The organism is Inquilinus limosus DSM 16000, assembly GCF_000423185.1.
GTDB lineage: Bacteria > Pseudomonadota > Alphaproteobacteria > DSM-16000 > Inquilinaceae > Inquilinus > Inquilinus limosus.
Genome location: NZ_AUHM01000005.1, coordinates 62,671 through 88,123, shown reverse-complemented (window position 1 = coordinate 88,123; position 25,453 = coordinate 62,671). Strand labels below are relative to the sequence as shown.

Annotated in this window: 24 protein-coding genes; 22 read left to right on the top strand and 2 right to left on the bottom strand. The window is 70.9% G+C overall.

Going from position 1 to position 25,453, the window contains the following annotated elements:
• The first annotated feature begins 88 nt into the window (after positions 1-88).
• The 20 genes from G537_RS0107745 (at position 89) to G537_RS0107650 (ending at position 21,164) form a co-directional block, all read left to right on the top strand.
• Complete coding sequence (locus G537_RS0107745; RefSeq protein WP_245578976.1) at positions 89-1,069, top strand: ABC transporter substrate-binding protein; 981 nt, start codon at positions 89-91, stop codon at positions 1,067-1,069.
• Positions 1,066-2,127, top strand: a complete 1,062-nt coding sequence (locus tag G537_RS0107740) for an ABC transporter ATP-binding protein (protein ID WP_026869626.1) — start codon at positions 1,066-1,068, stop codon at positions 2,125-2,127. Before G537_RS0107745 ends, G537_RS0107740 begins: the two co-directional genes overlap by 4 nt.
• The gene (locus G537_RS0107735; RefSeq protein ID WP_026869625.1) at positions 2,124-2,981 is read left to right on the top strand and encodes an ABC transporter permease; all 858 of its coding nucleotides are present in this window, start codon (positions 2,124-2,126) and stop codon (positions 2,979-2,981) included. Before G537_RS0107740 ends, G537_RS0107735 begins: the two co-directional genes overlap by 4 nt.
• Positions 2,978-3,769, top strand: a complete 792-nt coding sequence (locus G537_RS0107730; RefSeq protein ID WP_026869624.1) for an ABC transporter permease — start codon at positions 2,978-2,980, stop codon at positions 3,767-3,769. Before G537_RS0107735 ends, G537_RS0107730 begins: the two co-directional genes overlap by 4 nt.
• Positions 3,770-3,778: 9 nt before the next feature.
• The gene (locus G537_RS36925; RefSeq protein ID WP_051248139.1) at positions 3,779-4,477 is read left to right on the top strand and encodes a GntR family transcriptional regulator; all 699 of its coding nucleotides are present in this window, start codon (positions 3,779-3,781) and stop codon (positions 4,475-4,477) included.
• Positions 4,478-4,658: 181 nt separating this feature from the next.
• Positions 4,659-5,633 carry a sugar-binding transcriptional regulator gene (locus G537_RS0107720; RefSeq protein ID WP_026869623.1) on the top strand — a complete coding sequence of 325 codons (975 nt, stop codon included), beginning with the start codon at positions 4,659-4,661 and terminating at the stop codon, positions 5,631-5,633.
• 28 nt (positions 5,634-5,661) lie between these two features.
• Positions 5,662-7,101 (top strand): extracellular solute-binding protein, encoded by a 1,440-nt coding sequence (locus G537_RS0107715; protein WP_026869622.1) that lies wholly within the window; start codon positions 5,662-5,664, stop codon positions 7,099-7,101.
• Positions 7,102-7,220: 119 nt separating this feature from the next.
• Positions 7,221-8,144, top strand: a complete 924-nt coding sequence (locus tag G537_RS0107710) for a carbohydrate ABC transporter permease (RefSeq protein ID WP_026869621.1) — start codon at positions 7,221-7,223, stop codon at positions 8,142-8,144.
• Between the two features lie 306 nt (positions 8,145-8,450).
• Positions 8,451-9,311, top strand: a complete 861-nt coding sequence (locus tag G537_RS0107705) for a carbohydrate ABC transporter permease (protein ID WP_026869620.1) — start codon at positions 8,451-8,453, stop codon at positions 9,309-9,311.
• A 5-nt stretch (positions 9,312-9,316) separates the two neighbouring features.
• Positions 9,317-10,399: an ABC transporter ATP-binding protein gene (locus G537_RS0107700; RefSeq protein ID WP_026869619.1), complete on the top strand. Its 1,083-nt coding sequence runs from the start codon at positions 9,317-9,319 to the stop codon at positions 10,397-10,399.
• Between the two features lie 8 nt (positions 10,400-10,407).
• Positions 10,408-11,565 carry an ABC transporter ATP-binding protein gene (locus G537_RS0107695; protein WP_026869618.1) on the top strand — a complete coding sequence of 386 codons (1,158 nt, stop codon included), beginning with the start codon at positions 10,408-10,410 and terminating at the stop codon, positions 11,563-11,565.
• An 8-nt stretch (positions 11,566-11,573) separates the two neighbouring features.
• The gene (locus tag G537_RS0107690) at positions 11,574-13,133 is read left to right on the top strand and encodes an FGGY-family carbohydrate kinase (RefSeq protein ID WP_026869617.1); all 1,560 of its coding nucleotides are present in this window, start codon (positions 11,574-11,576) and stop codon (positions 13,131-13,133) included.
• A complete protein-coding gene (locus G537_RS0107685) occupies positions 13,130-14,170 on the top strand; it encodes a 2-hydroxyacid dehydrogenase (protein ID WP_026869616.1) in 1,041 nt (346 codons plus the stop codon). Before G537_RS0107690 ends, G537_RS0107685 begins: the two co-directional genes overlap by 4 nt.
• 21 nt (positions 14,171-14,191) lie before the next feature.
• Positions 14,192-14,848: a class II aldolase/adducin family protein gene (locus G537_RS0107680; protein ID WP_026869615.1), complete on the top strand. Its 657-nt coding sequence runs from the start codon at positions 14,192-14,194 to the stop codon at positions 14,846-14,848.
• A 6-nt stretch (positions 14,849-14,854) separates the two neighbouring features.
• Complete coding sequence (locus G537_RS0107675) at positions 14,855-16,396, top strand: glycerol-3-phosphate dehydrogenase (RefSeq protein WP_034850989.1); 1,542 nt, start codon at positions 14,855-14,857, stop codon at positions 16,394-16,396.
• 259 nt (positions 16,397-16,655) lie between these two features.
• Entirely contained in the window at positions 16,656-17,693 is a 1,038-nt protein-coding gene (locus G537_RS0107670; RefSeq protein WP_026869613.1) for a class II aldolase/adducin family protein, read from the top strand.
• 2 nt (positions 17,694-17,695) lie between these two features.
• Positions 17,696-18,964: an FGGY-family carbohydrate kinase gene (locus G537_RS0107665; protein WP_026869612.1), complete on the top strand. Its 1,269-nt coding sequence runs from the start codon at positions 17,696-17,698 to the stop codon at positions 18,962-18,964.
• Positions 18,964-19,812 (top strand): TIGR01459 family HAD-type hydrolase, encoded by an 849-nt coding sequence (locus G537_RS0107660; protein ID WP_026869611.1) that lies wholly within the window; start codon positions 18,964-18,966, stop codon positions 19,810-19,812. The genes G537_RS0107665 and G537_RS0107660 overlap by 1 nt, the downstream gene beginning before the upstream one ends.
• 57 nt (positions 19,813-19,869) lie before the next feature.
• The gene (locus tag G537_RS0107655; RefSeq protein ID WP_026869610.1) at positions 19,870-20,649 is read left to right on the top strand and encodes an SDR family oxidoreductase; all 780 of its coding nucleotides are present in this window, start codon (positions 19,870-19,872) and stop codon (positions 20,647-20,649) included.
• An 89-nt stretch (positions 20,650-20,738) separates the two neighbouring features.
• Entirely contained in the window at positions 20,739-21,164 is a 426-nt protein-coding gene (locus tag G537_RS0107650; RefSeq protein ID WP_026869609.1) for a GNAT family N-acetyltransferase, read from the top strand.
• 16 nt (positions 21,165-21,180) lie between these two features.
• On the opposite strand, the gene G537_RS0107645 is transcribed toward G537_RS0107650, so the two are convergent.
• Positions 21,181-21,558, bottom strand: a complete 378-nt coding sequence (locus G537_RS0107645) for a SpoIIAA family protein (RefSeq protein WP_026869608.1) — start codon at positions 21,556-21,558, stop codon at positions 21,181-21,183.
• Between the two features lie 128 nt (positions 21,559-21,686).
• Here G537_RS0107645 and G537_RS0107640 point away from each other — a divergent pair, with 128 nt between their 5' ends.
• Positions 21,687-22,454 (top strand): alpha/beta fold hydrolase, encoded by a 768-nt coding sequence (locus G537_RS0107640; RefSeq protein ID WP_026869607.1) that lies wholly within the window; start codon positions 21,687-21,689, stop codon positions 22,452-22,454.
• Between the two features lie 2 nt (positions 22,455-22,456).
• Here G537_RS0107640 and G537_RS0107635 read toward each other — a convergent pair whose 3' ends face one another.
• Complete coding sequence (locus G537_RS0107635) at positions 22,457-23,242, bottom strand: class I SAM-dependent methyltransferase (RefSeq protein WP_245578974.1); 786 nt, start codon at positions 23,240-23,242, stop codon at positions 22,457-22,459.
• A 205-nt stretch (positions 23,243-23,447) separates the two neighbouring features.
• On the opposite strand from G537_RS0107635, the gene G537_RS0107630 reads away from it, so the two are divergent.
• Positions 23,448-25,451 carry a tetratricopeptide repeat protein gene (locus G537_RS0107630; RefSeq protein ID WP_026869605.1) on the top strand — a complete coding sequence of 668 codons (2,004 nt, stop codon included), beginning with the start codon at positions 23,448-23,450 and terminating at the stop codon, positions 25,449-25,451.
• Positions 25,452-25,453 lie beyond the last annotated feature (2 nt).

The following is a 25,453-nucleotide window of genomic DNA, read 5'->3' as shown; positions in this document are numbered from 1 at the left end:
AGCGAGGCCACGAAACAGCGGAGACAAGGACATGCAGCCCACTCGACGGCAGGTTGTCATGGCATGCGCGGCCTTGATGGGCCCGGCCATGCTGCGTTTCCCGGCCCTGGCGGCCGCGGCGCAGGAGCTGGTCATCACCACCTATGGCGGGGTCTGGGAGGCGTTCTGGCGCAAGAGCCTGGTGCCCGCCTTCGAGACCGCGACCGGCGCCAAGGCGAAGCTCGACATCGGCTTCGGCCGCACCTTCACCTCGACCCTGCGCGCGGCCGGCAAGGACCACCCACCCTATTCCATGGTGATGATGAACGAGGTCTTCGCCTCGCTGCTGCGGAAGGAGGGCTATTTCGAGAAGTTCGACCTGTCGCTGGTGCCCCACTACAAGGATCTGTACCCGATCGCCCGGACCGGCGACGGCTGGGCCGCGGTCGGCATGATCTCGCCGCTCGGCCTCGGCTACCGCACCGACCTGGTCCAGACCCCGCCGAAATCCTGGAAGGACCTGTGGACCAACCCGGAGTTCCAGGGCCGCATCGGCCTCTACAACATCGTCAATTCGGCCGGCAAGGCGATGGTCATGCTGACCGGCAAGCTGTTCGGCAGCGGCCCGCAGGACATGGACAAGGCCTTCGAAATGCTGGGCAAGCTCGGCCCCGTGCTGCAGACCGACTTCAACATGTCGACCCTGATGTCGACCGGCGAGATCGTGGTCGCGCCCTATGATTTCGGCGAGATCGCGCGGCTGAAGCACCAGGGCCTGCCGGTCGAATGCATCGTGCCGGAGGAAGGCCTGCTGATGTGGGACCAGACCTTCAGCATCTGCGCCAACGCCCCGGCGCGGGAGCTGGCCTACAAATACATCGACTTCATCCTGTCGCCCGAGACCCAGTTGATGCTGGCGCGGGAGTTCTTCGTCTCGCCGGTCAACCGCACGGTCGAGGTGCCGGAGGATCTGCGCGCCGACGTGCCGGTCTATGGCGAGCAGATGAGCCGCATCCTCGCCTGGGACTGGGATTGGGTGAACGCCAATGCCACCGAGATGACCGAGCGCTGGAACCGGACCTTCCAGTGACCGAAGTCGTCATCACCGAGCTGACGCGGAGCTTCGGCGCCGCCCGCGCCGTCGACCGGCTGTCGCTGTCGATCGCGAGCGGCGAGTTCGTGTCGCTGCTGGGCCCGTCGGGCTGCGGCAAGACCACCACGCTGAAGCTGATCGCCGGCTTCGAGGAGGCCGAGCACGGCAGCATCGCCTTCGACGGGCGCGACGTCTCGGCCCTGCCGCCGGAGCGTCGGGACATCGGCATGGTGTTCCAGTCTTACGCCCTGTTCCCGCACATGACCGTGGCCCGGAACCTGGCCTTCGGGCTGGAGATGCGCAAGATCGGCCGGGCCGAGACCGCAACCCGTGTCGCCCGGGTGCTGGAGATGGTGCAGCTGCGCGGGATGGAGGAGCGCTACCCGCGCGAGCTGAGCGGCGGCCAGCAGCAGCGCGTCGCCCTGGCCCGGGCGCTGGTGATCGAGCCGAGCATCCTGCTGCTGGACGAGCCGCTGGCCAATCTCGACGCCCGGCTGCGCGACGAGATGCGGGTGTTCATCCGCGACCTGCAGCGGCGGGTCGGCATCACCACCATCTACGTCACCCACGACCAGGCCGAGGCGATGACGATGTCCGACCGCGTCGTGGTGATGTTCGGCGGCCGCATCGTCCAGGCCGGCGCGCCCGAGGCGATCTACGAGCGGCCGGCCGACGCCAGGGTCGCCAGCTTCGTCGGCCAGGCCAACCTGCTGCCCGGCATCGTCGTGGCCGACGGCACCGACGCCAAGATCCGCACCGTGTTCGGCGACTGCGCCGCCGACGGGCTGAACGGCACCGCGCCGGGCACCCCGGTCAAGGCGCTGCTGCGGCCGGAGGCGGTCACCCTCGCCCCCGCCGGCATCGGCACGACGGCCACGGAGGGCGTGGTCGAGGGCCGCTACTATCTCGGCAACATGGTCAACTACCGCATCCGCCTGCCCGACGGCAGCGGCGTGGAGGCCCACAGCCTGACCCAGACCCGCTTCGCCGAGGGCCAGCGCGTGGCGGTTCGGCCGCCCGCCGCGCCGCTCTGGGTCGTCCCGGAGGCGCCATGACCGCCCGGCGTAGGAAGCTGCCCTGGACCTGGCTGATGATCGCGCCGGCGGCGGTCCTGCTCGGCGTGTTCCTGCTGGTGCCCTATCTCAACATCGTGCTGATGAGCGTCCGGCCGCCGGCCACCGGCGCGCCCTACGGGCCCGGGCTGACGCTGGACAACTACGAGCGCGCCCTGACCGACGGCTACTACCTGGCCCAGCTGGGCAGCACGCTGTGGATTGCGCTCCTGACCACCGCGGCGACGCTCTTGATCGGCTTCCCCGTCGCCTGGCAGCTGGCGCGCAGCCGGTCGCGCTGGCGCCCGGTGCTGTACGGCATCGTGCTGTCGCCGCTGCTGGTCGGGATCGTGGTCCGCAGCTTCGGCTGGACCATCCTCCTGGGCAACAACGGCGTCATCAACAAGGTCGCCCGGTCGCTGGGCCTGACCTTGGCGCCGCTGCCGCTGATGTACAACACGCTCGGCATCGTCATCGCCCTGACCCATGTCTTCCTGCCGTTCATGATCCTGCCGATCATGGCGGCGCTGCAGACCATCGACCCGGCGCTGGAAGCGGCGGGACGGTCGCTCGGCGCCACGAGGCGGGTTGCGTTCCGGCGCATCGTGCTGCCGCTGGCCCTGCCCGGGATCCAGTCCGGCTGCATCCTGGTCTTCGTGCTGGCGCTCAGCGCCTATGTCACCCCGGTACTGATCGGCGGCATGCGGGTGAAGACCATGACCCTGACCGTGGTCGACACGCTGACCGACGCCTTCCAATGGCCGCTGGGCTCGGCCCTGGCCCTGATGCTCAGCGTCGCCGGCGGGCTCTGCGTCGTCCTGTTCGCCCGGGCCACGCGGATGCGGTGGGCGTCATGAAGCCACGGCGCCCGATCCTGTTCCCGGTCTTCTGCGGGCTGGTCTACGCCTTCCTGCTGGCGCCGATCCTGGTCGTGGTCGGCGCCTCCTTCAGCGCCGGCGCCTTTCTGGCCTTCCCGCCACAGGGCCTGTCGCTGCGCTGGTACGAGGCCTTCTTCGGCAACGAGGTGTTCGTCACCGCGATCCGGACCTCGCTGCAGGTCGCGGCGATCGCCACCCTGGTCTCCGCCGCGATCGGCACCGCCGCCGCCCTCTACCACGCCCGCCATGCCGGCCGGGCGAAGGAGGCGATCCGCATCGCCGTGCTGGCGCCTCTCCTGCTGCCCGAGGTGCTGACGGCGATCGCGCTCTTGTTCTTCTTCTACGCGATCGGCATCGGCACGCGGAACCTGGTGGCTCTGGTCACCGGCCATGTCCTGATCACCCTGCCCTTCGTGTTCATGAACGTCTCGGCCTCGCTGCAGGGCTTCGACCGGTCGTGGGAGCTGGCGGCGCGCAGCCTCGGCGCCCGGCCGTGGCGGGTCTTCGTCCGCATCACCCTGCCGCTGATCAAGCCGGGGCTGATCGGCGGCTGCCTGTTCGCCTTCATCATCTCCTTCGACACCTTCGCGATCTCGTTCCTGCTGAAGGACGTCGGAACCTCGACCCTGCCGATCCAGCTGTTCGATTATCTTCGCCTGAACTTCACGCCGGAGGCCGCGGCCGTCTCCACCGTCAGCATCGTCATGACGCTGCTGGTGGTGGTGGTGACCGAGAAGGTCCTCGGCCTCAAGATCCAGAGGTTCTGACGCCCGATCATGGAGACCGCCACCCCGGATGAAGACAGCGGCGCCCCGCGCCGGCCGGTGCTGTCGCAGACGGTGCTCGCCTTCCTCGAGCGCAAGATCATCCTGCGCGAGCTGCCCCCCGGCGCCAAGCTGGTGGAGGAGGAGCTGTGCGAGCGCTACGGCATCAGCCGGTCGCCGGTGCGCGAGGCGCTGCGGCTGCTGGAGGGCACGGGCCTGGTGATCCGCCGGCCGCGTCAGGGCGTGCGGGTGGCGCCGATGTCGCTGGCGGATCTCGACCAGATCTATTCCTGCCGGGTGAAGCTGGAGGCGCTTGCGGCGGAAGGCGCGGCCCGCTCGGCCAACCCGGTCGCGGTCGCCGGCGAGCTCTCCGTCGCCCTCGCGGCGATGCGGTCGGCGCTGGAGGCCGGCGACGTCGAACGCTGCTTCGACGCCAATGTCGCGCTGACCGAGACGCTGCACGAGGCCTCGGGCAATGCCGTGCTGCAGCGCCTGCTGGCGATCGTGCAGAAGCCGGCGCTGCGTTACCGGCACCTGGCCTATGGCGTGTCGGAGGAGATGACGGCGATCGCGATCGAAGCCAACCAGCAGATGATCGATGCGATCCGCCGCGGCGACGCCCCGGCCGCCGGCCGGGTCACGGCCGGGCTGGTCGAGGCCGCCTGGCAGATCGTCCGGGCGGCACTGTCCTCGGCGATCGGCAAGCGATGAGGAGCGGCATGCCGGCCGCTTAGCCGCGAATACGGCCGCAGCGACGATCATGATCATGCGGGGCCGCCGACGGCTTCCCTGCGGGCACCTCCCCTTCCTGGCGGGTTGACGCCGGCCTGAATCCGCGCCACGATGAAATTCTGTTCAGCCGGTGTAAAAAATTACAGACCGGACCGACGGGATGGACGACCAAGTCAGCCTCGCCACGCGCGCCGCGTGGCTCTCCTATGTGCGCCGCCTGACCCAGGGCGAGATCGCCGACCGGCTGGGCGTGTCGCGGGTCAAGGCGCATCGCCTGATCTCGCTGGCCGAGGAGCTGGGGCTGGTCAGCGTCCACATCGCCGGCCGCCCGGCCGAATGCCTGAAGCTGGAGGACGGGCTGATCGACCGCTACGGCCTCGGCTTCTGCCGCGTCGTCCCGGCGATCGATGAGCAGGACCAGCCCTTCGAGGCTCTCGGAGCCGAAGGCGCGGCCTACCTGTCACGTTATCTGGAGACGCCGGGCGAGAAGGTGATCGGCGTCAGCCACGGCCGCACCCTGGCCGCCCTGGTCAACCGGCTGCCCCGGGTCGCCGCGCCCGACGTCAAATTCGTGTCGCTGCTGGGCAGCCTGACCCGGAAATCCTCCGCCAACCCCTTCGACGTGGTGCATCGCCTGGCCGACAAGACCGGCGGCGAAGGCTACTTCATGCCGGTGCCGATGGCGGCCGACAGCCTGGCCGACAAGGCGGTGATGCTGTCGCAGAAGAGCGTCCAGGCGGTGCTGTCCCTGGCCCACCGGGCCACTTTGTGCCTGGTCGGCATCGGCGAGCTGGGCCCCGAGGCGCATATGCTGCAGACCGGGGTGCTGACCCGGGACGAGTATGACGACCTGCGCGCCAAGGGCGCGGTCGGCGACCTGGTCGGCCAGTTCCTCGACGCCGAGGGTCGCCGCGTCGCCTCCGAGGTCAACGACCGGGCGCTGAGCGTCGGCCTCGCCGACCTCAAGGGCCGCCGCGTCGTCGCCATCGCCGGCGGCGCGGTCAAGGCCGAGGCCATCACCGCGGCGCTGCTGAGCGGCACGGTGACCGATCTGATCATCGACGAATCCGCGGCGGTGGCCATGGCCAGGCTCCGCGGTTCCCGGCCGCCGCAGCGCCTGCGCCGGATCGGCTGACAACCAGAACATCATGGGAGGAAACGAAATGGAGAAGCGCACCACCGACCTGTTCGACCGTCATGTCGCCGGCCGGATCTCGCGGCGGGAGCTGATGACCGGTGCCGCGAAACTGGGCCTCGGCGCCGCCGCGGCCGGATTCCTCTTGAACCAGGCCGGCACCCGGGCGCTGGCCGCCACCGGCCCCGACTTCAAGAAGTTCGCCGGCAAGAAGATCAGCCTGCTGCTGAACAAGCATCCCTACACGGATGCGATGATCGCCAATCTCGACAACTTCAAGGCCCTGACCGGCCTCGACGTCGGCTACGACGTGTTCCCGGAGGACGTCTATTTCGACAAGGTCACCGCCACCCTGTCGAGCAAGTCGCCGCAATACGACGTGTTCATGACCGGCGCCTACCAGACCTGGCAGTACGGCCCGGCCGGCTGGCTGACCGACATGAACGAGTACATCAAGAACCCGGAGCTGACGGCCGCTTCCTACAACTGGGACGATCTGCTGCCGGGCCTGCGCGCCTCCACCGCCTGGTCGGGCGTGCCGGGCGAGCCCTTGGGCGGCAGCGGCGCCAAGCAATGGGCCGTGCCCTGGGGCTTCGAGCTGAACAGCGTCGCCTACAACAAGCGGATCTTCGACGCCGCCGGCATGAAGCCGCCCAAGGACCTGCCGGAGATGGTGGACCAGGCGGCGAAGCTGAGCGCGCTGAACCAGGGCTTCTACGGCGTCGGCGTGCGCGGCAGCCGCAGCTGGGCGACGATCCATCCGGGCTATCTGTCGGGCCTGACCAATTACGGCGGCAAGGACTTCGAGGTCACCGACGGCAAGCTGAAGGCGGCGATGAACAGCGCCGAGGCCAAGGAGTTCACCAGGCTCTGGATCGAGATGATTCAGAAGGGCGGGCCGAAGAACTGGACCACCTACACCTGGTACGAGGTCGGCAACGACCTGGGCGCCGGGGCCTCGGCCATGATCTTCGACGCCGACATCCTCGGGTATTTCCAGAACAAGGGCACCAAGGAGGCCGGCAACCTGGCCTACCACGCCTTCAGCGCCAAGCCCGGCGCCGCGGCGCCGACGCCGAATGTCTGGATCTGGTCGCTGGCGATGAGCGCCTTCTCGCAGCAGCCCGAGGCCGGCTGGTACTTCGTGCAATGGGCCAGCGGCACTGAGCACACCACCTTCGGCGCCACCAAGGCCGACTTGGTCAATCCGGTGCGCCAGTCGGTCTGGGACAATGCCGACTTCCACAAGCGGCTGGAGAGCTATCCCGGCTATCTCGACCAGTACAAGGCCTCGGCCGCCGGGTCGAAGATCTACTTCACCCCGCAGCCGCTGTTCTTCAACCTGACCACGGAATGGGCCGCGAGTCTGCAGAAGATGTACGCCAAGGAGATCCCGGTCGACGAGGGACTGGACCAGCTGGCCGAATTCATCGACCAGCAGCTGCAGGACGCCGGACTGGCCGACTGACGCCTCGCCCGCCGGGCCGGCCTTCGCCCCGCCGGCCCGCGCGGCAGCCCCGCCACCGCCGCTTCTCCCCCCGGCGGTGGCGGGGCCCCAGCGAAGGTTCCGACAGAGGATTCCGACCCGTGTCCACGATCACCGCCGACACCGCGCCCCGAACGCGCCGCCGCGCCGGCCCTGGCCTGCTGCCCTATCTGCTGAGCCTGCCCGCCCTCCTGGTCACGATCGGGATCCTGATCCCCTTCGCGACGGCCGTGTACTACTCGCTGCAGCGCTACAACCTGGCCTTCCCGGCCGGGCGCCGGATGGTCTGGCTCGACAACTTCGTGGCGCTGTTCGGCGACGGCCGGTTCTGGAACACGATCCAGGTGTCGCTGACCTATACGGTGCTGACCGTGGGGCTGCAGCTGCTGCTGGGCCTCGGCATCGCCCTGCTGCTGGTGCGGCGCACGCTGGTCAACGACCTGATGAGCGTGCTGCTGATCCTGCCGCTGATGGTGGCGCCGGCGATCGCCAGCCTGATGTGGAAGCTGATGACCAACCCGAATTTCGGGATCCTCAGCTATCTCGTCAGCAGCCTCGGCTTCCCCGATTTCCGCTGGGCGTCGGACCCGTCGACGGCGATGTTCACCGTGGTGCTGGTCGACACCTGGGTCTACACGCCCTTCATCGCCATCCTGCTGCTGGCGGGCCTGCGCGCCCTGCCCCGCCAGCCCTTCGAGGCGGCGGAGCTGGACGGCGTGCCGCGCAGCTTCGTGTTCTTCCGCATCACCCTGCCGATGCTGCTGCCCTACATCCTGACGGCCAGCCTGTTCCGCATGCTGGACAGCATCCAGCAGTTCGACATCGTCTACGCCATGACCCAGGGCGGCCCGGGCGACCGGCTGATGCTGTTCCAGATCCGCGCCTATCTCGAGGCCTTCACCTTCACCAATATCGGCCGGTCGGCCGCGATCCTGATGGTGCTGTGGGCGATCACCTTCGCGCTCAGCAACGTCTTCATCAAGCAGTGGCTCCGCCTGCGCGCCCGCGCGCATGGCCGGGCCTAGGGGCCAGTTGATGCACGGGTCTCTCCATGAGCGCCATCCAATTGCCTCTTCCGCTTGCGGGAGAGGTCGGAGACGCGAAGCGGCTCCGGGTGACGGCCAGCCGCCCTCGATTGAAAGAGCCATCGTTTCCGGGGGCGGACGGGCCACCGGTTCCTTTCCAGGCGATGCCCGCGAACGTGGCGAGACCGCTTCGCCCTCACCCGGTCTCGCTGCGCGAGCCCGACCTCTCGCGCAAGCGGGAGAGGTCACGCGCTCGAAGCCTTGGATCGTTCTCGGTCATCGACGTGTGAAGACGGGAGGGAAGCCATGAACCATGCGAGTGGAATTGGCGGCCGGATCCTCCACGGCGTCCTCCTGACCCTGGTGGCGCTGTTCTTCCTGTTCCCGCTGGTCTGGGTGGCGCTGATGTCGTTCATGACCAACGCCGACATCCTGCGCAGCCCGCCGAGCCTGGCCTTCACCCCGACGCTGGAGAACTATGCCGCACTGATCGCCGGCGAGCTCTCCACCAATGTCGGCGCGCTGAAGATCGACTACATGCAGAACCTGCTGAACAGCCTGATCCTCAGCGCCTCCTCGGTGCTGCTGTCGCTGCTGCTCGGCGTGCCGGCGGCCTATGCCTTCGCCCGGTTCAAGTTCCGCCTGGGCGAGAACATGGCCTTCACCATGCTGTCCTTCCGCTTCGCCCCGCCGCTGCTGGTGCTGCTGCCGCTGCAGCTGTACTTCCAGGACCTCGGCCTCAGTGACACCTATATCGGTCTGATCTGGGTGTACCAGCTGATCACCCTGCCGCTGATCCTGTGGATCGTGCGCGGCTATTTCGAGGACATCAGCGAGGACATCGAGAACGCCTACCGCCTGGACGGCCATTCCTGGCTGCGCACCTTCCTGAAGATCGCGGTGCCGCTGGCCCGGCCCGGCATCGCCGCCGCCGCCCTCTTGGCCTTCATCTTCGCCTGGAACAACTTCATCTTCGCGCTGATCCTGGGGTCCAGCTCGATCCAGCCGGTCACGGTCGGGGCGCTGGCCTTCATCACCGCCTCCGGCATCAATTACGGCCAGATCGCCGCGGCGCTGGTGCTGTCGATCCTGCCGACCCTGGCCCTCGCCCTCTACGCCCAGCGCTACCTGGTCGAGGGGCTCAGCCTCGGCGCCGTGAAGGGGTGACGACCATGGCCTTCCTCGACATCGCCGGCATCGGCAAGAGCTTCGGCAAGATGCGCATCCTCGACGGCCTCGACCTGGAGGTCGAGAAGGGCGAGTTCGTCGTGGTGTTCGGCCCGTCAGGCGCCGGCAAGACGGTGCTGCTGCGCCTGATCGCCGGCATCCTGCAGCCCGAGGCGGGCGACATCCGCATCGGCGGCACCTCGATCCTCGGCCAGGGGCCCGAGGCGCGGGATGTCGGCATGGCGTTCCAGAACTTCGCCCTCTACCCGCACCTGCCGGCCTTCGAGAACATCGCCAGCCCGCTGCGGGCGCGGCGGGCATCCGAGGCCGAGATCCGGAAGCGGGTGCAGGAGGCGGCGGAGCTGCTGCGCATCGCCCATGTGCTGGACCACCTGCCGAAGCAGCTGTCGAACGGGCAGAAGCAGCGCACCGCGCTGGCCCGCAGCCTGGTCTCCTCGCCTTCCGTCCTGCTGCTCGACGACCCGCTGCGCAATGTCGACGCCAAGATCCGCTACGAGATGCGGCAGGAACTGCCACGCCTCCTGCGCGCGGTCGGCGCCACCGTCCTCTACGTCACCCAGGACTATAAGGAGGCGATGGCGCTGGGCGACCGGGTCGGCGTGCTGCTGGACGGCCGCTTTCGCCAGATCGACACCCCGGCCGGCATCTACGGCATGCCAGCGGACACGCGGATCGCCCGGTTGTTCGGCGATCCGCCGATCAACCTGATCGAGACCGCGGCGCGGGACGGCCGCATCAGCATCGCCGGCACCGCCTTCCCCGCGCCGGGCAGTGCTCCCGCCGGCAAGCCCTGCCTGGTCGGGCTAAGGCCGGAAGATGTCGAGGTGCGGTTCGAGCCGGCGGAGGACGCGGTGCCGGTCGACCTCGAGGCGGTGACGCCGCTGAACGTCCGTACCGTGATGCTGCTGCGCGCCGACGACGGCACCGAGATCCTGGCCAGCCGGCCGGAGGACCAGGGCGACGATCTGGGCCGCGGCCGGCGCCGCGCCTGGGCCCGGCCGGACCTCGCCCGCGCGCTGTGTTTCGACCGCGAGACCGGCGCCCGCCTGCCGGCCGCGACGGCTTGAGAGGCCCCATGGCAACCCTGACGCTCGACGCCGTCTCCAAGATCTACGGGCCACGCCTGGCCCATCCGATCCGTGCGGTCGACGCCGTGTCGCTGGCGCTGCGCGACGGCGAGCTGGTCGGCCTGCTCGGCTCCTCCGGCTGCGGCAAGACCTCGACCCTGCGCATGATCGCGGGCTTCGAGAGCGTGTCGGAAGGCACCATCCGGATCGGCGACCGCGTGGTCAACGACCTGCGCCCGGCCGAGCGCAACGTCGCCATGGCCTTCGAGGGCTATGCCCTCTACCCGCCGCTGACGGTGCGCGACAACATCGCCTTCAGCCTGCTGCGCGACCGCATACCGAAGGCGGAGGTGCAGCAGCGCGTGGCACATGTCGCGGCGCTGCTGGAGATCGGCGACATCCTGGACCGCTACCCGCAGGCGATCTCCGGCGGTCAGCAGCAGCGCGTCAGCCTGGCCCGCGCCCTGGTGCGGCGGGCGCCGCTGTCCCTGCTCGACGAGCCGATGTCGCAGCTGGAACCGCAGCTGCGCGCCGTGCTACGGGCGCGCATCAAGGACTATCTGATCGAGCACGGCATGACGACGGTCTTCGTGACCCATGACCAGACCGAGGCTTTGGCGCTGGCCGACCGCATCGCGGTGATGGAGGGCGGGCGGCTGCAGCAATTCGCCTCCCCGGCCGAGCTGAAGCGGCGCCCGGCCAATCTCTTCGTCGCCGGCTTCATCGGCGAGCCGCCGATGAACCTGTTCCCGGCCCGGGTGGTGCGGGAGGACGGCGGCCTGGCGATCGAGGTGCAGGGCGAGGACGGCGCGCCAGCCTTCCGCCTGCCCCATGCCGGACATGGTCTGGCCGAGGGCCGGAAGGTCCATCTCGGTATCCGGGGCCACGAGATCCGCGCCTATGGGATTGGTGGGGGCGCGGCCCGGCCCGGCGAGACGGCGCTGCAGGGCACGGTCACCGCCAATCAGTGGCTGGGCGACCAGAGCCACATCGCGCTCGACGTCAACGGGGTGCGGCTGACCATCGTCACCGACCGGGCGCTGGCGGCCCCGGCCGACACCAAGCTGGCGCTGGCCTTGCCGGAATCGGCGCTGCACCTGTTCGACGGCGACAGCGAGCTGGCGATCGCCCATGGCGGTCGCCCTGCGGTCGCGGCGGCGGCATGAGCGGTGCGATGACGAAAGACGTCCTGATCGGCCTCGATTCCGGCACCTCGGTGGTCAAGGCCGTGGCCTTCGACCTGGAGGGCGCGCCGATCGAGCATGCGGCGCGGCCGAACACGACCATCCCGGTCGACGGCAGCGGCATGGAGCAGGAATTCGGCCGCACCTGGGACGATGCGGCCCTGGTGCTGCGCGAGATGGCGGCGAAGTTGGACGGGCGCGGCCTGCGCGTGGCCGGCATCGCCGTCACCGGTCAGGGCGACGGCACTTGGCTGATCGACCGCGGCGGCGAGCCGGTCGGCCGCGCCATGCTGTGGCATGACGGCCGGTCGGGCCCGATCGTGGCCGAGCTGCACCGGAGCGGCACGGCCAAGGCGGTGCAGCGCTTCACCGGCACCATGCTGAACATGTCGAACCAGTCCGGCCAGCTGCTGTGGCTGAAGCGGCACCGGCCGGAGGCGCTGGCCCGGGCCGCCACCGCCTTCCACTGCAAGGACTGGCTGTATTTCCGGATGACCGGCGAGCGGGCGACCGACGTTTCGGAAGGCACCTTCACCTATGGCGACTACCGCACCCGGGATTACGCGCCGGAGGTGCTGGAGCTGTTCGGCCTCGAGGACGAGGCCCGGCTGCTGCCGCCGATGGTCGACGGCACCCGCCGGCACGCGGCGCTGACGCCCGAGGCTGCGGCGGCGACCGGCCTGCCCGCGGGAACCCCCGTCGTGCTGGCCCCGGTCGACCTGCTGTGCGGCGCGCTCGGCGCCGGGCTCTACGACCCCGAAGGTCGCGCCGGCTTCACCGTGATCGGCTCGACCGGCGCGCATATGCGCCTCGTCTTCGGGGCCGACCGGGTGATCCTGGGCGAGGAGGTCGGCTACACCATGCCCTTCGTCGCCCCGGGCAGCTACGTCTCCATGGTTTCGAACATGGCGGCGACGCTGAACATCGACTGGCTGTGCGGCGTGGTCGAGGAGGTGGCGGACGCCGCCGGGGCGACGCTGCCGAAGCGCTCCGACCTGATCCGCCTCCTCGACGGCAAGGCCGCGGCGGCGAAACCGGGGCGCCTCCTCTACCATCCCTTCATCGCCGAGGCGGGCGAGCGCGGACCCTTCGTCGACAGCGCCGCCCGCGCCTCGGTCATTGGCCTGTCCGGCACCGCCGGCGCCGGCGACCTGCTGCGGGCGATCTATGAGAGCCTCGGCTTCGCCAGCCGCGACTGCTACGAGTCGGTCGGCGGCACGCCGGCGGAGATCCGCCTGGCCGGCGGCGCCGCCCGCAGCGCCACCTGCCGCGGCATCCTGGCCGCCGCCACCAACGCGCCGGTCCGGCTGGTGAAGCGCGAGGAGGTCGGCGCCGCCGGGGCGGCCATGGTGGCGGCGCTGTCGCTCGGCATCCTGCCCGACATCGACGAAGCCTGCCGCCGCTGGGTGGCGCCGCTGCTGGCCGAGGCCGAGGCGCCCGACCCGGCGCTGGTCTCGCTCTACGACCGCCTGTTCCCGCAATACCGAACCAGCTACCGGGCGCTGCGCCCGGTTTGGCATGCCCTGGAAGACCTGAGGACCCGAGGATGACCCGACGTCGCGTTGCCGTGATCGGCGACCGTTTCATGCTGCCGCGCCTGTTCGTCGAGGCGCTGGAGGCTATTCCGGCCGCGCTCGACATCCGGACGCTGGAGCAGCCCTGGCCGGACGAGCCGATGGTGCACGGCTATGCCGGCACCGGCCTGGACGGGCTGAAGGAGTTCATGGGCGATCCGGACGAGATCGTCGAGTTCATCGGCGACGCCGAGATCCTGGTCACCCATCTGGCGCCGGTCTCGGCCAGCATGCTGGAGCGGCTGCCGGCGCTGAAGCTGATCGGGGTCAGCCGCGGCGGGCCGGTCAACATCGACATGAAGGCGGCCAAGGCGCATGGCGTGAAGGTGGTGAACGCCCCCGGCCGCAACGCCAGCGCCGTGGCCGAGTTCACCATCGGCGCCATCCTGGCCGAGACCCGACTGATCACCCGCGGCCACACCTCGCTGTCGCAGGGCCATTGGCGCGGCGACCTGTACCGCGCCGACATCACCGGCCGCGAGCTGTCGGAGATGACGGTCGGCGTCATCGGCTATGGCCATGTCGGCAGCAAGGTGGTGCGCCTCCTGAAGGCCTTCGGCTGCCGCATCCTGGTGACCGACCCCTATGTCCAGCTCGACCCCGCCGACAGCGCCGACGGCGTGCAGCAGGTCTCGCTGGAGACCCTGCTGGCCGAGAGCGATGTGGTGACCTTGCATCCGCGCGTGACCGCCGAGACCACCGGCATGATCGGCGCCGAGGCCTTCGCCGCGATGAAGGACGGGGCGGTCTTCGTCAACACCGCCCGCGGCCCTCTGGTCGACTACGACGCGCTCTACGACGCGCTGGTCTCGGGCAAGCTGCGCGGCGCGATGCTGGAGACCTTCGCGGTCGAGCCGCCGCCGGAGGACTGGCCGCTCTTGAAGCTGCCCAACGTCACCCTGACCCCGCACATCGCCGGCGCCTCGGTGAAGACCGTCACCTACGCCGCCGGGCTGATCGCCGAGGACGTCCGGCGCTACCTGGCCGGCGAGCCCCTGCTCCGCCTCTGCTGACCCCTTCTCACGGAATCCGCCATGACCACCGAACGCGAGCTGCGCATCAAGATCGTCGAAGCCTGCCGGCAGATGAATGCCAACGGGCTGAACCAGGGCACCTCCGGCAACATCAGCGCCCGCTGGGGCGACGGCATCCTGGTGACCCCGACCGGCGTGCCGTATGACGAGATGACGCCGGACGACATCGTCGCCATGAGGATGGACGGCAGCTGGGAGCACGGCGACCACCGCCCGTCCTCGGAATGGCGCTTCCACCTCGACATCCACCGCCGCAAGCCGGAGGTGAACGCCGTCGTCCACTGCCATCCGATGTATTCGACCATCCTGGCGATCCGGCACCAGGAGATCCCGGCGCTGCACTACATGATCGCCTGCGGCGGCGGCAATTCCATCCCCTGCGCGCCCTATGCCACCTACGGCACGCCTGAGCTGTCTGACTACGCCATCGAGGCGCTGAAGGACCGCACCGCCTGCCTGTTGGCCAATCACGGCCTGATCGCCACCGGCCCGACGCTGGGCAAGGCGATGTGGCTGGCGGTCGAGGTCGAGACCCTGGCCAAGCAGTATGTCTACACGCTGATGCTGGGCGGGCCGAAATGCCTGCCGGACGACGAGATCGACCGGGTGATCGAGAAGTTCAAGGATTACGGCCCGCGCCCGAAGCAGGCGGCCTGAGCGGCGATGGCGGACGGAACGGAGCTGCGGAACGGCGCCGTCGTCGACCTGCTGGTGGTCGGCGGCGGCGTCAACGGCACCGGCATCGCCCGCGACGCGGCCGGGCGCGGCCTGTCGGTGCTGCTGTGCGAGAAGGGCGACCTGGCCGAAGGCACGTCGAGCCGCAGCGGCAAGCTGGTGCATGGCGGGCTGCGCTATCTCGAATATTACGAGTTCCGGCTGGTGCGCGAGGCGCTGATCGAGCGCGAGGTGCTGCTGGCGGCGGCGCCGCACATCATCTGGCCGATGCGCTTCGTGCTGCCGCATGACCGCGGCTTGCGGCCGGCCTGGCTGCTGCGGCTGGGGCTGTTCCTCTATGACCATCTCGGCGGCCGCAAGAGGCTGCCGGCCAGCCGCGGCCTGGATTTGCGCCGCGACCCGGAGGGCAAACCGCTGCAGGACCGCTTCCGCCGCGGCTTCGAATATTCCGACTGCTGGGTCGACGACGCCCGGCTGGTGGTGCTGAACGCGATCGGCGCGGCCGAGCGCGGCGCCGAGATCCTGACCCGAACCGAATGCGTGTCGCTGCAGCGCCGCGACGGGCTGTGGCACGCCGTGCTGCGCCCCGCCGGGGGCGGCGCGGAGCGGCATGTCGTCGCCCGCGCCGTGGCCAATGCCGCCGGCCCCTGGGTCGACAAGGTGCTGACCGGCACGGCCGGCCTGACGTCGAGCAAGAGGATCCGGCTGGTGCGCGGCAGCCATATCGTGGTGCCGAAATTCTATGACGGGCCGCAGGCCTATCTGGTGCAGAACACCGACAAGCGGGTGATCTTCATCAACCCCTATGAGCACGGCTATCTGCTGATCGGCACCACCGACATCCCGCAGGCCGGTGACCCGGACCGGGTCGAGGTCGACCCCAAGGAGGTCGAGTATCTCTGCGGTGTGCTGAATCGTTACTTCCAGCGCCAGATCGGCCCGCAGGACGTCGTGCATTCCTTCGCCGGGGTGCGGCCGCTGTTCGACGACGACGCCGCCAATCCCTCGGCCGTCACCCGCGACTACGTCTTCGACGTCGATGACGAGGGCGGCAGGGCGCCGATCCTCTCCGTGTTCGGCGGCAAGATCACCACCTTCCGCAAGCTGGCCGAGCACGCGCTGGAGCGGCTGAAGCCGTTCTTCCCGTCCATGGGCCCGGCCTGGACCGCGTCGGCGCCGCTGCCCGGCGGCGACATGACGGATTTCGACCGCTGGCTGGCGGAGTTCCGCCGGCGCCATCCCTGGCTGCCGGAGGAACTGGCCCTGCATTACGGCCGGCTCTACGGCACCCGGGCCGACGCGCTGCTGGACGGCGCCCGGTCCCTGGCCGATCTCGGCCGGCACTTCGGCGGTCTGCTCTACGAGCGAGAGGCGGCCTGGCTGCGGGCGCAGGAATGGGCCGAGGACGCCGAGGACATCCTGTGGCGCCGCACCAAGCACGGGCTGCACCTGTCGCCGGCCGAGACCGCGGCTTTCGCCGAGTGGCTGGAGGCCGAACCGGTCTCGGCCGCGCAGGCGGCGGGGCGGTGATGGGCACGACACACCCGACTCCATTCTTTTCTAGTCCCCCCTCCCCTCGCGGGAGGGGGGCAGGGGGAGGGGGTTCGCGCCGCACGATCGGAGCCCGATGGGCGGCAACAATCTGTCCGCTCGAACGATCAGGCCGCGGCACTCTTCGATCAACAACCCCCTCCCCCTGCCCCCCTCCCGCGAGGAGAGGGGGGACTAAGATAGGAAGCGGACTGGGGCTCGGACCCATCACTTCGTCCCTTGTTCGGGAACCCCGCCCATGACCACCGATCCCGATCTCCGTGCCCTGCGCATTCTCTCCGCCAGGCTCGGCCGCGACCCGGACCGGGTGCAGGCGGCGGGCGGCAACACCTCGCTGAAGCGTGACGGCACGATGTGGATCAAGGCCTCCGGCACTTGGCTGGCCCGGGCCGACGATGAGGAGATCCTGGTGCCGGTGCGGCTGGATCCGCTGTTGCGGGCGATGCGCGAGGGCGATCCCGCCGCCGAATCCGGACGCGACTTCGTGGTAGCGGAGCACAATCCGCGCGGGCTGCGGCCGTCGATCGAGACCACGGTGCATGCGGTGCTGCCTTTCGCCGTGGTGCTGCATGTCCACTGCGTCTCGACCATCGCGCTGGCGATCCGAACTGACGCCGAGGCCCGCCTGGCCGAGCGGCTGGACGGGCTGCCCGGCGTCGATTGGATCTTCGTGCCCTACTGCAAGCCGGGCCTGACCCTGTCGCAGGCGATCGCGGCGCGCCTCAGGCCCGGCACAAATGTCGTGGTGCTGGGCAATCATGGTCTGGTGGTGGCGGCGGACGGCGTGGCGGCGGCGGGCGAGTTGCTGGACCGCGTCTGCGCCGCCCTGGCCCTGCCCCGCCGCCCCTCCCCCGCGGCGCAGCCGGACGCGCTGGCCGAGTTCATCCGCGGCACGCCCTACCGGCTGCCGCAGGACCCGGTCGCGCATGACGCGGCGACCGACCCCGGCAGCCTGGCGCTGGCCACCGCCGGCGCCTTCTACCCGGACCATGTGATCTTCCTCGGCGCCGCCCTCACCACGGCCGGGACGTCCAGGGAGCTGACTGCCCTGGCGCAGCAGCGCGCCCCGGCGATCGTGGGCGTGCCCGGCCGCGGCGTGGTGCTGCACGAAGGCGTGCTGCGCGGGGCGGACGAGATGGCGCGCTGCCTGGCCGATGTCGCCGGGCGGGTGCCGGCCGGCACCTCCGTCCGGGCCTTCACCCAGGCCCAGGTGGACGAGCTGACCCAGTGGGATGCGGAACAGTACCGGCAGTCGCTGTGCCGGCGGGAGGCGTGATCATGGCGGAGTCCGCACGCGCGATCGGCATCGATATCGGCACCTCCGGCGTGCGGGCGGTGGCGGTGGACGCCGCCGGCCGCCCGGTCGGCCGCGGCACCATGTCGACCGACAGCCCGGGCCAGGACCCGCGCGATCCCGAGACCTGGTGGCTGGCCACGGTCGCGGCACTGCGCCGGCTGGCGGCGGAGGCGGATCTCTCGACGGTCGGCGCCCTCTCGGTCGACGGCACCTCCGGCACCGTGCTGGTGAGCGACGCGGCGGGGCGGCCGGTCGGCCCGGCGCTGATGTACAACGATCCCTGCCCGGACGAGGCGGTGACGGCCCGGATCGACGCCGTGGCGCCGGCCGGCAGCGCCGCCCGCGGCCGCAGCTCCGCCCTCGCCCGCGCCCTGGTGCTGCTGCGCCGGCCGGGCGCAGTGCGGGTGCTGCACCAGGCCGACTGGATCGCCGGCCGCCTGTCCGGCCGCTTCGACACGACCGACGAGAACAACGCGCTGAAGACCGGCTACGACCCGGTGGCGCGGTGCTGGCCGGACTGGATCTTCGGCCTCGGCGTCGACCCCGCTGCCCTGCCGAAAGCGGTGGCGGCGGGCACGCCGGTCGGCCCGGTGGGGACGGAGGCGGTCGCGCTCGGCCTGCCGGCCGACGCCATCGTCGTTGCCGGCACCACCGACGGCTGCGCCTCCTTCCTCGCCACCGGGGCGGATGCGGTGGGGGATGCGGTGACGGCGCTGGGGTCGACGCTGGTGATCAAGCTGCTGTCCGATCGGCCGGTCGATTCCCCACAGCACGGCGTCTACAGCCACCGCATGGGCGACCGCTGGCTGGTCGGCGGCGCCTCGAACAGCGGCGGGGCGGTGATCGCCCAGCTGTTCGGCCGCGACCGGCTGCCGGCGCTGACCGCGGCGCTGCGGCCGGACCGGCCGACCGGCCTCTCCTATTACCCCTTGCCGCGGCCAGGCGAGCGCTTCCCGGTGGCCGATCCCGGGCTGGCGCCGGTGCTGGAGCCGCGTCCGGAGGACGAGGCGGTGTTCTTCCAGGGCGTGCTGGAGGGCATCGCCGGGATCGAGGCCCGCGCCTACCGCCTGCTGGCGGAGCTGGGCGCGCCGGCCGTGACCTCGCTGCGCAGCGTCGGCGGCGGCGCCGCCAATGCCGGCTGGACCGAGATCCGCCGCCGGCAGCTGGGCGTCCCGTTCCTGCCGGCCTTGTCGGAGGACGCGGCAGAGGGTACAGCCCGGCTGGCCCTGGCGGGACTCGGAGGACGTTGATGCCGGTGATCGAGCGGGTGGAGGGGATCGGCGCGCTGGCCGAGCGGTTCAGCACCTTCTTCGTCGACCAGTACGGCGTGCTGCATGACGGACGCCGCCCCTACCCCGGCGCGGCCGCGGCGCTGCGCCGGCTGAAGGAGGCCGGCCGGCACGTGGTGCTGCTGTCCAATTCCGGCCGCTCCGCCGCCTACAACGCGCGGCGGATGGAGACCTTGGGCTTCGCCCGCGACAGCTACGACCATTTCGTCACCTCCGGCGACGTGGCGCTGGCGCTGCTGGAGAGCGGCGCGCTGCCGGTTTCGCCCGGCAGCGGCGCCCGCTGCCTCGTGATCTCCAGCGGCGAGGACCGCGGCTTCGCCGAGACGCTGGGCTTCGCCGAGGCCGAGACCGGCGACGCCGCCGACCTGGTGCTGATCGCCGGCAGCCGGGGGCATCTCGTCCCGCTCGAAACCTATCGCGAGCTGCTGGCCCCGGCGGCGGCGCGGGGCGTGCCGGCGCTGTGCACCAACCCCGACAAGATCATGCTGACCCCGCTGGGCCCCGCCTTCGGCGCCGGGCGCATCGCCGAGATGTACGAAGGGCTCGGCGGCAGCGTCACCTGGGTCGGCAAGCCGCATCCCCTGATGTACCACCACGCCGCCGCGACCGCCGGGGTGGAGCGGCCGGACCAGGTGCTGTGCGTCGGCGACAGCGTCGAGCACGACGTCGCCGGCGCCCGCGGCTTCGGCGCCGCCGCCGCGCTGGTGCGCACCGGTATCCATGCCGGCATGGGCGAAGACGAGATGGCGCGGGAGTTCCAGGCGGTCGGCTGCACCCCGGACATCCTGCTGCCCTCGTTCCGCTGGTGAGCCTGGCGCGCTACAACCGGAGTCCACCCGACAGCATCGCAGCGGAAGGAGACCGCCATGGATCTGGGACTGGCCGGCCGTAAGGCCCTCATATGTGCCGCGAGCAAGGGGCTGGGCAAGGGCTGCGCCCTGGCGCTGGCGCGCGAGGGCGTGGATCTCGTCATCACCGCCCGCGGCGCCGAGGCGCTGGAGGCGACGGCCGAGGAGATCCGCCGCGCCACCGGCGCCAAGGTCACCACCGTCGCCGGCGACATCACCATCGAGGCGGGACGCGAGGCCGCCCTGGCCGCCTGTCCCGAGCCGGACATCCTGGTCAACAACGCCGGCGGCCCGCCGCCCGGCGATTTCCGCGACTGGGACCGCGAGGCCTGGCTCCGCGCGATCGACGCCAACATGCTGACCCCGATCTTCCTGACCAAGGCGGTGGTCGACGGCATGGCGGCGCGCGGCTTCGGCCGCATCGTCAACATCACCTCGAGCGCGGTGAAGGCGCCGATCGCGGAGCTGGGCCTGTCGAACGGCGCCCGTTCCGGCCTGACCGGATTCATCGCCGGGGTGGCCCGGCAGATGGCGGGCAAAGGCGTCACCATCAACGGCCTCCTGCCCGGCGCCTTCGACACCGACCGGCTGCGCGGCGGCATCCATGCGGCGGCCGAGCGCTCGGGCCAGAGCGCCGAGGCGGTGGCCGAGCGGCGCCGCGCCGCGATCCCGGCCGGCCGCTTCGGCAACCCCGACGAGTTCGGCGCCGCCTGCGCCTTCCTGTGCAGCGTCCATGCCGGCTACATCACCGGCCAGAACATCCTGATCGACGGCGGCGCCTTCCCCGGCACGCTCTGATCCCGGTCGCCGCCTTTCTCCCCGAGCGGGAAAGGCGGCTCCCTGGCCCGCCCCTGGAAACGTCCGCCGGCATGGTGCAGTCTGCGGTCATGAGCGAACGCCCCCGCATCCTCTACGCCCGCGAGCAGGAGCTGGACGTGGCCGAGTTCCGGCGCGTGCTGGTGGAGTCCGGGCTCGGGCGGATCCGCCCGGTCGACGACGAGGCGCGGCTGCGGGCGATGATCGCCGGCGCCAACCTGATCGTCACCGCCCGGCTGGACCAGCCCGGCCGGCCGCTGGTCGGGGTCGGGCGCGGCGTCACCGACTCCGTCTGGTGCTGCTATCTCTCCGACCTCGCGGTCTCCGCTTCGGCCCAGGGCCTCGGCGTCGGCAAGGGGCTCCTGGACGAGGCGCGGCGGCAGCTCGGGCCGCAGGTGAGCCTGTACCTGGCCTCCGTGCCGGAGGCGGTCGGCTTCTACGAGCGGGCGGGGATGACGCGGCTGGCCGACGCCTTCTCCTACCGGCGCCAGCACTGACGGCTGCCGGATCGGATCAGGCGCTCGCGACCTCCGACGCCCAGGCCATGGCCTCGTCGCGTTCGGAGGAGGTGAAGGCCCTGGCCTCGACCTCCGGGACCAGCGGATCGATCGCGTCGATCAGCACCCGCAGCCACTGCTTGTCGGTGATCACGGCCTTGCGCGGGAACCGCCCGGCCTGGCCCATCTTCTCCCGGCTGAAGGAGGCGTATCTGGCCGCGGCCTCGGCGGTCATGTCGTCGAAATCGGTCATGTCCACATAGGCGCCGACGCGGTCGTGCCGCTGCAGCTTCGCCTCGGTCTCGGCGATGGCGCGGCCGTAATCCGCCTCCGACAGCACACCGGCCAGACGCATCGCGACCACATGGTCCGGCGCGGGAAGGATCTCGATCATGGCGGTTCTCCAGGATGATCCGTCATCCTGGAGAATGGGCGGGACCGCACGCGGTTCCGAACCGCATTGCCAGCCCGGCGGCGGCGTGGCAATCCGGCGCGGCCGACCCCGCAGGAGGACAGCAGCGCATGGCCGAGCTTCCCGTCCGTCAGTTCCAGGGCCGCGACGGCGTCGCGCTGGCTTATCGCGAAATCGGCGAGGGCCGGCCGCTGGTGCTGATCCACGGCTTCTTCTCGACCGCCACGGTCAACTGGCTGCGCTACGGCCACGCCGCGGCGATCGCGGCGCGGGGCTATCGCGTGATCATGCCGGACCTGCGCGGCCACGGCGACAGCGCCAAGCCGCATGACCCCGCCGCCTACCCGCCCGACATCCTGGCCGATGACGGCTTCGCCCTGGTCGAGCAGCTCGGCCTCGCCGACTATGATCTCGGCGGCTACTCGCTGGGCGGCCGGACGGTGGTGCGGATGCTGGCGCGCGGCGCCGCGCCGGGACGCGCCATCGTCGCCGGAATGGGCCTCGACGGCATCGTCAGCGCCGGCGGCCGCAACGCCTATTTCCGCCGCGTCCTGACCAATCTCGGCAGCTTCCAGCGCGGCTCGGCGGAATGGATGGCGGAGGCCTTCCTGAAGACGGTCGGCGGCGACCCGGAGGCGCTGCTGCAGGTGCTCGGCACCTCGGTCGACACGCCGCGCGAGGCGCTGGCCCGGATCGCCGTGCCGACCCTGGTGGTGGCCGGGGCCGAGGACGACGACAACGGCTCCGCCGCAGCGCTGGCGGCCGCCCTGCCGAACGGCCGCCATGTCGTGATCCCCGGCAACCACATGAGCGCAGTGGCAAAGCCGGAGCTGGGCGCGGCGATCGCCGACTTCCTGGGGGATGCGCCGCGGGGCTGAGGTCACGCCTTGGTGACGACGACCTCGAGATATTCGCTGGGCACGACCATGGAGCCGTCGCCGCTCCGGTTGAAACGGCCGATCAGGGCGACGAGATCGGCCTCCAGCGCCGCCTGTCCGGCCGGCGGCAGCGCCGCGAAGGCCTTCAGCACCGGGCCGTAATAGGTCTTGAAGACCTCCAGCCAGTGCCCCGGCGAGCGGTATCGGAACACGAAGTGCCGCTGTGCCGAGGCGACCGACTCCGCCTGCGCCGAGAACAGCTCGGCCAGCCGCTCCCGCGTGCCCCACAGCGCCGGCGACCGCGTGCCGGCCGGCGGCGGCAGGTGCCGGCCGATGGTCTTGAACAGCTGGCCGATGAAGCCGTCCGGTGTCCAATTGGCGAGGCCGATCCGGCCGCCGCGCCGGCACACCCGCAGCAGCTCAGCCGCGGCCCGGTCCTGGTCCGGGGTGAACATGACCCCGAAGGTCGACACGACGACGTCGAAGCTTTCGTCGGCGAACGGCAGGGCCTCGGCGTCGGCTTCCCGGAACTGCATCGGCAGCCGCTCGGCCTCGGCGCGCTCGCGGGCCCGCTGCAGCAGCGCCGGCACGTAGTCGGTCGCGACCACGTCGCACCAGCGCCGCGCGGCGGCCAGGGCGGCATTGCCGTTGCCGGCGGCGACGTCCAGCACGGTCTGGCCGGCGCGGAGGTCGAGTGCCTCGCACAGCTGCTCGCCGACGATCTGCAGGGTGGTGCCGACCACGGCGTAGTCGCCGGAGGACCAGGCTCCGTGCTGGCGGGACTTCACAGCCGAGAGGTCAGGTTGAGCTGGCGGCGGATTCCGAGTCATGCTTTCGCTGGCGGTGGCCATGATGGTTCTCCATGGGGCCGTCGGCCCGGTGGGTTCCGCCCCGCGGGATGCGGTGGCGGTCGGCCCTGACGTGCACGGGCCTCGATCGCGACGACGAGCGTAGCCGGCTCGCGTGGAGGCGAGCGTGGGTGGTGGCGTGGGAATGCCCGAGGAATCCGCCGGGCCGGCCCAGACCGGTCCGCCGGTCGAGCTGTGCCTGCTGGGGCCGTTCGTTGTTCGTCGACACGGCGTGGCGGCGACGCTGCCGGCGTCGCGCAAGACCCGGGCCCTCCTGGCCTATCTGGCGCTGGCGCCTCACCCGGTCGGCCGCAGCCAGCTGTGCGAGCTGCTGTGGGACGGCCCCAACGATCCGCGCGGCGAGCTGCGCTGGTGCCTGAGCAAGATCCGCGGTCTGGTCGACGAGCCCGGCCGGCACCGGCTGATGGCCTCGGCGGATGCCATCCGGCTCGACCTCGCGGATGGCTTCGTCGACGCCGTCGAGATCGCCCGGGCGGCGCAGCAGGGCATTGCGACGATCGCGCCGGAGCGGCTGCGGGGGCTGGTCTCGCTGTTCGCCGGCGAGTTCCTCGACGGGCTCAAGGTCGAGCGCAGCCCCGCCTTCGCCAGCTGGCTGGCGGCCCAGCGCCGCCGGTTCCGCGGTTGCCGCACCGCCCTGCTGGAACGCCTCGCGGCCGACACCGCGGGCGACGAGCGGCTGGGCCATCTGGATGGGTGGCTGGAGCTGGCGCCCTTCGATCCGCGCGTCCATGCGCTGCTGCTGGAGGAACTCGCCGGCCGCGGCCGAATCCATGAGGGCGAGGCCCATCTCGCAGCGGCGATCCGGCAATTCGAGGCAGACGGGCTCGACACCGCACCGCTGCGCGAGGCCTGGCGGACGGCGCGGGCCCAGCACGCCGGGCTCTCTCGCACCGCGGCGGCCGCCACCGCCCCGACCGCGCCCGCCAGCGACATCGCCGGCACCCGTCGCCCCTCGGTCGCGGTGATGCCCTTCACCGACCGGTTGCAGGCGGCGACACTTCCGGGCGGCATCGCCGACGCTCTGGCCCATGACGTCACCGTCCGGCTGGCCAAGCTGCGCAGCCTGTTCGTCATCGCCCAGGGCACGATGTTCACCCTGCGCGACCGGCAGGTCGGGGCGGAGGATGCCGGCCGGATGCTGAATATCGACTACGTCGTCAGCGGCTTCGTCGAGCAGCAGGGTCCGCGCCTGACCGTGGCGGCCGAGCTGGCCGAGACGCGGACCGCCCGGATCGTCTGGGCCGAGGTGTTCAACCACCGGCTGGACGATGCCTTCCTGGTGCTCGAGGAAATCGGCAACCGGATCGTCGCGGCGATCGACAGCGAAATCGAGACGATCGAGCGCAACCGCGCCATCCTGCGGCCGCCCAACTCCCTCGACGCCTGGGAGGCGCATCACCGCGGCCTGTGGCACATGTACCGCTTCACCCAGGCCGACAACGATCAGGCGCGGCACTTCTTCCAGGCCGCGCTGCGCCAGGACCCGACCTTCGCCCGGGCCCATGCCGGCCTGTCCTTCACCCATTTCCAGAGCGCGTTCCAGGGCTGGGCCCCGCGCGGGCCGGAGGTCGACCGTGCCTTCGAGGCCGCTGGTCGGAGCCTGATGGCGGACGACCGCGACCCCACAGCGCATTGGGCCATGGGCCGGGCGCTGTGGCTGCGCGGCGAGCACGACCAGGCGATCGTCGAACTGGAGCAGGCGATCGAGTTGAGCCCGAATTTCGCCCAGGGCCACTACACCCTCGCCTTCGTCCACTCCCAGACCGGGGATCCGGGCACGGCCATCGCCTCCTCCGAGCGGTCGCGCCGGCTCAGCCCCTTCGACCCGATGCTGTTCGGCTTTCTCGGCGCCCGCGCCATGGCGCTGGTGCGCCTCAGCCGGTTCGACGAGGCGGCCCATTGGGGGGTGAAGGCGGCCACCCGACCGAACGCGCATGCGCAGATCCTGGCGATCGCCGCGCTGTCCCTGGCGCTGGCCGGCCGGCTGGACGAGGCGCGCGGCCATGTCACCGCGATCCGCCGGGCGCTGCCGCACTATCGCGTCGATGATTTCCTCACGGCCATGCAGTTCGCCCCCGAGGACCAGCGCCTGTTCCGCGAGGCTGCAAAGCGCATCGGGCTCGACTGACC